The 9,417-nt window shown below is 32.5% G+C and carries 12 protein-coding genes and 1 pseudogene; 7 read left to right on the forward strand and 6 right to left on the reverse strand.

Features of this window, described 5'->3' with window-relative positions; translation table 11 throughout:
- Positions 1–313, reverse strand: a pseudogene (locus VGE71_RS03265) (hypothetical protein); the annotation flags it as partial.
- A gap of 125 nt (positions 314–438) precedes the next feature.
- Positions 439–819, reverse strand: coding sequence for a hypothetical protein (locus VGE71_RS03270; RefSeq protein ID WP_331137016.1), 381 nt, complete (start codon positions 817–819; stop codon positions 439–441).
- A 141-nt stretch (positions 820–960) separates the two neighbouring features.
- On the opposite strand from VGE71_RS03270, the gene VGE71_RS03275 reads away from it, so the two are divergent.
- A complete protein-coding gene (locus VGE71_RS03275) occupies positions 961–1,305 on the forward strand; it encodes a helix-turn-helix transcriptional regulator (RefSeq protein WP_331137017.1) in 345 nt (114 codons plus the stop codon).
- Between the two features lie 80 nt (positions 1,306–1,385).
- Here VGE71_RS03275 and VGE71_RS03280 read toward each other — a convergent pair whose 3' ends face one another.
- Together VGE71_RS03280 and VGE71_RS03285 are read right to left on the reverse strand one after the other, a co-directional pair.
- A complete protein-coding gene (locus VGE71_RS03280; protein ID WP_331137018.1) occupies positions 1,386–2,645 on the reverse strand; it encodes an aspartate kinase in 1,260 nt (419 codons plus the stop codon).
- A 202-nt stretch (positions 2,646–2,847) separates the two neighbouring features.
- The gene (locus VGE71_RS03285; protein ID WP_331137019.1) at positions 2,848–3,336 is read right to left on the reverse strand and encodes a GNAT family N-acetyltransferase; all 489 of its coding nucleotides are present in this window, start codon (positions 3,334–3,336) and stop codon (positions 2,848–2,850) included.
- A 262-nt stretch (positions 3,337–3,598) separates the two neighbouring features.
- On the opposite strand from VGE71_RS03285, the gene fbp reads away from it, so the two are divergent.
- Complete coding sequence (fbp, locus tag VGE71_RS03290; protein ID WP_331137020.1) at positions 3,599–4,603, forward strand: class 1 fructose-bisphosphatase; 1,005 nt, start codon at positions 3,599–3,601, stop codon at positions 4,601–4,603.
- 239 nt (positions 4,604–4,842) lie between these two features.
- On the opposite strand, the gene VGE71_RS03295 is transcribed toward fbp, so the two are convergent.
- Positions 4,843–5,274 carry a TerB family tellurite resistance protein gene (locus VGE71_RS03295; RefSeq protein ID WP_331137021.1) on the reverse strand — a complete coding sequence of 144 codons (432 nt, stop codon included), beginning with the start codon at positions 5,272–5,274 and terminating at the stop codon, positions 4,843–4,845.
- Positions 5,275–5,444: 170 nt separating this feature from the next.
- Here VGE71_RS03295 and VGE71_RS03300 point away from each other — a divergent pair, with 170 nt between their 5' ends.
- The 5 genes from VGE71_RS03300 to VGE71_RS03320 all read left to right on the forward strand — a co-directional run bounded on the left by VGE71_RS03300 (position 5,445) and on the right by VGE71_RS03320 (position 8,841).
- Positions 5,445–6,038, forward strand: coding sequence for a HupE/UreJ family protein (locus VGE71_RS03300; protein ID WP_144217318.1), 594 nt, complete (start codon positions 5,445–5,447; stop codon positions 6,036–6,038).
- Between the two features lie 5 nt (positions 6,039–6,043).
- On the forward strand, positions 6,044–6,475 hold the full coding sequence (locus VGE71_RS03305) for a deoxycytidylate deaminase (RefSeq protein ID WP_089054282.1): 432 nt from the start codon (positions 6,044–6,046) through the stop codon (positions 6,473–6,475).
- Positions 6,476–8,053: a S41 family peptidase gene (locus VGE71_RS03310; RefSeq protein ID WP_331137022.1), complete on the forward strand. Its 1,578-nt coding sequence runs from the start codon at positions 6,476–6,478 to the stop codon at positions 8,051–8,053. It abuts the gene before it with no gap.
- A gap of 17 nt (positions 8,054–8,070) precedes the next feature.
- Complete coding sequence (locus tag VGE71_RS03315; protein ID WP_331137023.1) at positions 8,071–8,436, forward strand: nuclear transport factor 2 family protein; 366 nt, start codon at positions 8,071–8,073, stop codon at positions 8,434–8,436.
- Between the two features lie 87 nt (positions 8,437–8,523).
- Positions 8,524–8,841, forward strand: a complete 318-nt coding sequence (locus VGE71_RS03320; RefSeq protein ID WP_331137024.1) for a hypothetical protein — start codon at positions 8,524–8,526, stop codon at positions 8,839–8,841.
- 107 nt (positions 8,842–8,948) lie between these two features.
- On the opposite strand, the gene VGE71_RS03325 is transcribed toward VGE71_RS03320, so the two are convergent.
- A partial coding sequence (locus VGE71_RS03325; protein ID WP_331137025.1) for an NAD(P)/FAD-dependent oxidoreductase occupies positions 8,949–9,417 on the reverse strand: 469 nt, incomplete at its 5' end.

A 9,417-nucleotide genomic window follows, 5' to 3' on the forward strand; every position in this document is an offset into this window, starting at 1 on the left:
CTGGATTATTTGGAAGAATAATATCATTGTAAAAATCTTCTGTGTATAAAGAAGTTGCTTCCAGATATTTACGCTCCATAGCACAATCTATAAAAGCCCACACAAGTGCTGTCGCTCCACTTCCGACCGCACCGCTAGCAGCACCATATACCGCGCCATTTACTGCGCCGGCAATAGTTCCTACTCCAGGTAGCGCAACTGTTCCTCCACTAGCTCCTATAATTGCTCCTCTTGCGGCTCCGACAATAGCTCCAGTAGCAATGGCTCTTCCTATATTTTTACCTTGCTTTGCCATGGCAATCTGTAAAGTCATTATTCTTTGCAGTCTGATTTGTTTGAGATTTATTTAAAATAGTATTTATTTCATTTGCAGTTTTTTCAATTGTATTAAAGATAAAATTAACTTCATTTTTAAAATCAGTCGAAAAATTACTATTATTAAGTAAAGTTTTTTTTGGAGTTTAAAAGTTCAATTATTTGATTATCATAAGAGTTTGCCAAATCCTCGTAGAAACTCAACATGAATTTGTTTTCTTTTTTGTTGTAATGAGGTGCTAGTTTTATTTTTATGGTCTTTTCTTTTGGGGCACTTTTACTGCTGTTTAAGTTTAAAGGTTCTGTTTTAAAATACTTTGTAAATTTTTCTCCATTATTTGAATCGGCAATTATTTTACCAAATATGATAACTTGATTGTCTACAGATTTGCTAAGGGCTGAATAATCAATTGTACTTGTGGTTGTGTCTTTTTCAGACTCATTATTGCTGCATGAAAATGATATTATAATCATTAAAATAATAGTGAGGGCATGTTTCTTCATAATTAGTTATAATTAATAGATTAATTTTTCAAATTTATAGTAGATCAGAAAAAAATATTAGTCGATAATCGGCTATAAAAACCTATTAATGCATAATTGTAAAATAACTCTTATGTTTATATTTGTTTTTAAACATTAATTATGAATAAAGCAGTTGGTCATAAGTTAAAAAAGATACGAACAAATAGAAATATGTCGCAGGAAGAAGTGGCAGATCATTTAAACATTTCTCAATCTGCTTATGCTCGAATGGAAAGGGGAGAAAGTCATTCCTGGGCTGGACATCTTTCAAAAATTTGTAAAATATTTGAAATCACTCCAGAGGAACTTTTTACAAACACTATAAAAACTAAACCTAGCGAAAATATAGAGAATCCAGAAAATGATAGTGCTGTTTTATCTGATAAATTGATTGAACAATATGAAGGAAGAATAAGAGACTTAAAAAAAGTAATAAAAGAATTAAGGCAGAATAAAAGGAACTAAAAAACTAAAAAAGGCTCCACTATAAAGTGAAGCCTTTCTTAATAAGTTTGAATTAAAAAATTACCTTTTATAAAGCAATATTAGCTTAATTCTTTGGTCACAATCTGCATCGTTTCGCGGCTAACTTGTTTTAGTAAAACTTCTTTGTTAGCTTCAACAGTTGCGGCTGCCTCTTCTGTAAAGTGGCGAATTGTATATAAGGTTACGTTTTCGCTGTATTCTACTTTGAATTTTTTAGAAAGAATAGCATTCAATTCTGGGAAATTTCCAAATTTATCTTCCACACAAACAGAGAAACTAATCGCAGAATTCTGAATCAAGTTTACTTTGATTTTAAATTCGTGGAATAATCCGAAAATCTCACTGATGTTTTCTTCCATAATAAAAGAAAAATCAATTGAAGAAAGCGAAATCAAAAGTTGTTCTCTTTTTACGATAAAACATGGATATTGTGGTTCTAAGTCAACACCTTTAGAAACACAAGTTCCTTTTAATAAAGGATTCACGAATGATTTTACGTATAACGGAATCTCTTTTTTCTGTAAAGGTTGTAAAGTTTTTGGGTGAATAACCGTTGCACCGTAAAATGCTAACTCGATTGCTTCACGATATGAAATTTGGTTTAACAAACTTGCATTTTCAAAATAACGTGGATCTGCATTCATAACTCCAGGAACGTCTTTCCAGATGGTTACACTTTCTGCATTTAAGCAATAAGCAAAAATTCCTGCAGTATAATCAGAACCTTCACGACCTAAAGTTGTAGTGAAATTGTTTTCGTCAGCACCTAAGAAACCTTGAGTGATGTTTAATTGTTTTCTTGGAACATTTTTGCTGATGTTTTGCTGAGTGGTTTCCCAATCTACTTCTGCATCTCTGTAGTTTGCATTCGTTTTAATGAAATTACGAACATCAAGCCATTGCGTCTGAATTCCTCTGAAATTCATATAATGACTTAAGATATTAGTCGAAATCAATTCACCAAAACTAACAACCTGATCGTACACGAAGTTGTAATTTGGAGATTTATTATGTGCTAAAAAATATTCAAGTTCAGCAAACTGAGCATTTACAGCTGCAAAAACTTCATTATTTTCATCTTCAAATAAATCCAATAAGATTTGATTGTGATATTTTTTAATTTCCTGTACAGAAGAACTCAATTCTGTCGATTTTTCGAAATAATTCTTTATGACAACTTCAAGAGCATTTGTTGTTTTTCCCATAGCCGAAACTACAAGAATTACGTCTTCGTAACCTACTTTTTGTAAAACGTCATATACGTTTTTAATTCCATCTGCATCTTTTACCGATGCTCCTCCAAATTTAAATACTCTCATTTTTAATTTATAGATTTTAGATTTTTAGATTTCAGATTTGGGCGAAATCTTGTTTTGTTTTTTCTGCCACAGATTAAAATGATTCTCACTGATTTTTTTTATTACATTCACTAATTTATAAAAATTAATTTGTGCAATTTGTGGTTATTAATAACGGTTTTAAAAATCCTTTTAATCCTAATAATCTGTGGCTTAACTTTTTTTATAATTTTTCTAAGAACGAATTTATTCCAGTTTCATCCATTTGCACTACTCTCCATTCCTCAAGGATTTTGGCGCCTGAATTTTCGTAAAACTTTACTGCTGGAGTATTCCAGTCCAGCACATTCCATTCTATTCTTCTAACATTATCTCTCTTTCCTTGTTTCATTATTTCAGAATAAAGTGCAGATCCTAATCCAGAGCCGCGCATTTTCTCTTTTACAATTAAATCTTCAAGGTGAATTGTTTTTCCTTTCCAGGTAGAATAGCGATAGTAATACAAGGCAATTCCAACAATTTCTTTTTGTTTTTCTTCGTTTTCAATCTCTGCTACAAAGACGTGAAAGAGTGGTTTTTCTCCAAAACCGTCACGTATTAAATCGTCTTCTGTAATGACAACTGCTTCAGGTTCTTTTTCGAATATCGCAAGCTCCTGAATAAGTCCCAAAACCGATTTCATGTCTTCAGGATTGCCTTTTCTAATATTCATAATCCATTCATTTTTATTTTTTGTCCTTTATAGTATCGCTTTTTCCTTTATCAGATTTACTCTAGCGAATGCTTATCAGAAACAATTTTTTGTATTCGTATTTTTATGTATTTATTATCTAAAAAAGCATTTTTTTAGTTGTTGCTTTTTGCAGATTATTAGCAAATATACAATAGTAGCAAACTAACAAAATAATTTTTGAATCATTCTCACAAAATAGACGATATTTGTGACTTAAAAACAAAACTATAACGATTTAGAAATGGAAGAACGCAATAAAACACTGGGAGAGTTTATTATTGAGAACCAAAAAGCATTTCAGTATTCTTCGGGAGAACTTTCCCGAATTATCAACTCTATTCGATTGGCAGCCAAGGTTGTGAATCATAAAGTAAACCAAGCAGGTTTGGTGGATATTATCGGCGCCGCGGGCGAGCAGAATATCCAAGGAGAAGACCAGCAAAAATTAGATGTCTATGCCAATGAAGTATTTATCCAGACGTTAATAAACCGTGAGATTGTCTGTGGTATTGCTTCTGAAGAAAACGACGATTATATTACAGTTCAGGGGAGCGACAACTGTCATAATAATAAGTACGTGATCTTAATGGATCCGCTTGACGGATCTTCAAACATTGATGTTAATGTTTCAGTAGGAACTATCTTTTCTGTTTTTAGAAGAGTAACACCAATTGGAACTCCGGTAACTAGCGAGGATTTTTTACAACCGGGAATCAATCAGGTGGCAGCAGGCTATGTAATTTATGGAACTTCAACGATGCTGGTTTACACAACAGGTTATGGGGTAAACGGATTTACTTTAAATCCAGCAATTGGTACATTTTACCTTTCGCATCCAAACATGAGATTTCCAAAAGACGGAAATATTTATTCGGTAAACGAAGGGAATTATGTTCATTTTCCGCAAGGCGTAAAAAATTACATTAAATATTGCCAAGAAGAAAAAGAAAATAGACCTTATACTTCTAGATACATTGGAAGTTTAGTTTCCGATTTTCATCGAAATATGATTAAAGGCGGTATTTATATTTATCCAACAAGTTCTAAAGCGCCAAAAGGGAAATTACGTTTATTGTACGAATGTAATCCAATGGCCTTTTTAGCAGAACAAGCTGGAGGAAAAGCAACAGACGGATTTAACAGAATCATGGAAATCCAACCAACAGAACTGCATCAAAGAGTTCCGTTTTTCTGTGGAAGCTATAATATGGTAGAAAAAGCAGAGGAATTTATGGCAGCTGAATAAAAAAAAAGTATTCAGTTTTCAGTTACAGTTGCAGTTTTCAGACTGAACTATATAACAAACCCGACAGGTTTTTAAAACCTGTCGGGTTTACTATTTCAAGAGTATTTTTAATTTTCATTATTAACTATAAAAAATAAGCCCAACAGATTATTTAAATCTGTTGGGCTTTTGGTTTTTTATAAAATCTCAATTTTAAGACAGCAGCAAACTGAATACTGCAACTTCGACTGAAAACTTTTTTATTTGTTCATGTTTTCCATTTCAAACAAGAAAGTATCTAAATCTACTTTTTTGTCTACTAAAGAAAGCGCTTTTGCAACAATAAAATCTACGTTTCCTGGAGTAAATCCTAAAGCCAATCCCATACGTCTTAGCATTACTTCTTGCAAATCTCCTAAATGGTGGTCAACGTGAACCATTCTTGCCAAATCATACAAACGCTCTAAACGTTGTGTATATAAATAAGGTGGGTTTATTGGATGTTTCCATGGATCTGAAAGGATCTCTTTGTATTCTTCTTCTGAAATTTGTAAGGTTGAAGCAATTTTATTCAAAAATTCTTGTTCTTCCGGGCTTATTTTTCCGTCAGCAAATGCAACACGCACAATTGCAGAGAAATGACCTCTGTTTCTTTGTTTGAATTCGTTATCAAATAATTCTGAAAATGGCATAATTAATTAGTTTTTTAAAGAACAAATATAATCCTATTTTTAAATTTTTGATTTTAATTTTCTCATAAAATTTAACTTATTTTTATTGCAGGATTTACAGGCTCAAATCTTTAATTCTGAAAATTAATCGTAAGTTTACAACCCCTAATTATTTAAATTATAGATTACCTATGTCACAATTTTGGATTTATTTTCAAATAGGATTAAAACACGTTTTAGATATTAACGCTTACGATCACGTTCTTTTTTTAATCGCATTAACTGTACCTTATTTGTTTAAAGACTGGAAAAGAATATTTTTTCTTGTTTCGATTTTTACAATTGGTCATACGTTGGCTTTAATTCTTTCTGTTTACGGAATTGTTACTATAAAAGTAAATCTTGTAGAATTCCTTATTCCGATTACGATTTTGATAACAGCTCTTTATCATTTGTTTACGGCCGGAAAGACATCTAAAAATGATAGTATTAATCTAGTATTTTTCATAACTTTATTCTTTGGTATTATTCATGGTTTAGGATTCTCTAATTATTTCAAAACAATTTTAGGAGGTTCTGCAACATCAAAATTACTACCTTTGGGAGAGTTTGCTTTAGGGATTGAAGCTGCACAGTTAGTGGTGGTTTTTGTTGTTTTGGTAATATCATATATTGTGCAGACGGTTTTTCGTTTTTCAAAACGCGACTGGGCACTTGTAATGTCGGCTTTTATTATCGGAGTTGTAGTTCCGATGATTATTGAAAGTCCGATTTGGAACAGATAAAATAAATGGAAGTAAAAAAGCTGAATAAATACGATAAAGCATACCTGCGAATTGCAAAAGAGTGGAGCTTGCTTTCTTATTGTAAACGTAAACAAGTCGGAGCTATTATCGTAAAAGATAGAATGATCATTTCTGATGGTTACAACGGAACACCGTCTGGATTTGAAAATTGCTGTGAAGATGAAGACGGTTTAACACGCTGGGATGTTTTACATGCCGAAGCCAATGCAATTCTAAAAGTGGCTAGATCAACACAGTCTTGCGAAGGCGCAACTCTGTATATTACGCTTTCACCTTGTAAAGAATGTAGTAAATTGATTCATCAGTCGGGAATAAAAAGAGTGGTTTATCATAATGGTTACCGTGATGATTCTGGAATTCAATTTTTAATAAAAGCAGGTGTTGAAGTAGAACATATTCCTGTTTTAGAAGAGTAAATGAAATTTAATCCAAAATATTTGCCCATAATAATCGGAGCTACTTTTGCTCTGGGAACGGTTGTCGGAAGCCTTATGAATGCTCCCGTCGATGATCAGCTTTTGGCAAAAAATTACTCCAAAACCAAACTCAACAAACTCATTGATTTTATCAATAATGAATATGTTGATAGCATCAATACAGATTCTATTGTAAATCTTACAGTAGATAATATTCTTTCTAAGTTAGATCCGCATTCGGTTTATATTCCGCCTAGCGAACAAGCAGAAGTTGCCGAAAGTATGAAAGGCGATTTTGTCGGAATCGGAATCAATTTTTATATGTATAAAGATTCAGTTGCGATTATAAAACCAATTGAAAATGGACCTTCAGCAAGAGCGGGATTAAAGTCTGGTGACCGAATTTTATTTGCTGGAAAAACGAAATTATATGGTAGAAAACTGCCTTCAGATAGTTTGTTTTCACAATTAAAAGGTTTGCAAGGTTCAGAAATCGAATTGACTGTTTTTAGAAAATCAGAAAAAAAGAAATTAAAATTTAAAGTCAAAAGAGATGTTATTCCAATTAAAAGTGTGGATGCTTCTTTGTTGATCGGAAATAATATTGGATACATCAAAATAAACCGTTTTGCTGAAACTACTTTCAATGAATTTAAAACAGGTTTAACAAGATTAAAACAAAAAGGAATTCAGTCGCTGGTAATTGATCTTCGCGACAATGGGGGAGGTTATATGGAAGAAGCGATCGCCATTGCTGATGAATTTCTAAAAGATAAACAGCTAATCGTTTTTACAAAAAGTAAAAATGGATCAACAGATAAAACGTATGCTACAAAAGCCGGAAGTTTTGAAACTGGTAAAGTATATGTTTTAATTAATGAAAATAGTGCTTCTGCAAGCGAAATTTTAGCAGGAGCAATTCAGGATAACGACCGCGGAACTATTGTTGGAAGACGTTCTTTTGGAAAAGGTCTTGTTCAGAGAGAAATGGATTTTAATGATGGGTCTGCTGTAAGATTGACAGTAGCGCGTTATTATACACCAACAGGAAGATCGATTCAGAAGCCTTATAAGAAAGGAAATGAAGAATATTTTAAAGAATCAGAAGCTAGAATTGCTACAGGAGAATTGTATGCAAAAGATAGTATTAAAGTAGCGGATTCATTAAAATTCAAAACTCCAAAAGGTAAAATTGTTTACGGCGGCGGCGGAATTGTGCCAGATGTTTTTGTTCCGATGGAAGCTGAACATGGCAATGAAAACGTTGGTTATTTGTTGCAAACAGGAATTGTCGGTCATTTTGTTTTTGAAGAATTAGACAAGGATAGGAATGCTTTTAAAGGAGATAATTTTAATACGTTTTTAAATAAAATGAAGACATCTGATGTGTACTTCAAAAAGTTTAAAAACTATATTTTAATTACTGGTTTAGACTTGAAACTTGATAAGACTAAAGCGCTTGTGAACCGTTATATTACTGCTGAATTTGCACGACAATTGTTTGGGGAATTGTATTATTATGATGTGATCTTGAAAGATGACGCGATGATTAAAACCATTCTCAATCCGAGGAAATAACTCCAAACTTTTATATCATGAAAATAGAAACCGTTATTAATGCAGAAATCGAACTTCTGACTGCTATTAAAAAATCGGATGTTATGGCTTTGGAAACAATTCTTCATGATGATTTGCTTTTCAATATGCCAGACGGACAAACGATAACGAAAGATTTCGATTTACTGACATATCGTTCTGGAAAAATGAAAATAGATTTTTTAGAAGCTTCGGATCAAATCGTAAACATTATTGAAAATACAGCGGTAGTTGCTGTTACTGTTTCATTAAAAGGAGCTTACGATAATAACGCTATTAACGGAGTTTTCAAGTACATAAGAGTTTGGAAAAAAATAGGTAAAAATTTAAAAGTGATTGCGGGAAGTTGCGTTCAGCTGGCATAAAGTTTGAAGCTGAGAAAATAATATTAACTTAAAAACTTAGCGACATTGTGTTAATCCTAACGCATTTTGCAGTTAAATCCATAAAATATGAAAACTCTAAAAAGAATAAGTTTCCTAGTGCTTTTAATGACTTTTGTAATCTCTTGTACTTCTATGAAAAATGATGCAAATAATCCAGTTTCAGGAAGAGTAGAATCTATTGAAGGAGGAAAAGACGGTTACACGGCAAAAATCACGACAGATAATAAAGAGGTTTATTTTGCTACAATTAGTATTGTAAATGTTGGCGGACCTCAAAACTACAAACAAGTAAAAATTGGAGATGTGGTAACCGTAAAAGGAGAAAAATGGAAAACCGAAGATGAAAATCACATTAAAGTAACAGAAATCGTTTCGGTGAAGTAATAAACACAAAAAAATAAACCATATAAGTGATATAAGTTCATATATGCTTTTGTGCATAGATTAAATGAACTTATATCACTTATATGGTTTAATAATTTTATATAATTCTATCGAATACTATCGTGAGCGTGAGTTTGTGTACCGTTATTCCATAGTGTAAGAATATCTGTTGCTACGGCAGCGCCACTTCCAGCAGCAATGGCCAATTGACTTCTCCATCCAGCTAAAGTTCCGATAACATAAATGCCGTCAGCGACTTTATGATCTTCATTTTTAAGCTGTATACGTTGTTTTTCTGGAAGCGCTTTTTTGTGAGGTTCAACAAACTGCATTAAACCTTCAATGTCGAAAGTATTGGCAGAACCAATTCCCACTACAATATTTTTTGTTTTATAAGAGTTTTTGTTGGTTACAACGGTAAACTCAGGATAATTGCCTTCCACTTTTATTACTTTCTCATTTGGAATCTGAGTAATGTGTGGATAAGTAGTTGCTAAATCCTGTGTGCTTTCATTCAAAAGTTCAGAACCTAATTTTCCTGGTGTAATTCCGTAAGCGTTATAAAAGATTGCCTCT

It is taken from the genome of Flavobacterium sp. (genome assembly GCF_036405015.1).
In the GTDB taxonomy this organism is placed as follows: domain Bacteria; phylum Bacteroidota; class Bacteroidia; order Flavobacteriales; family Flavobacteriaceae; genus Flavobacterium.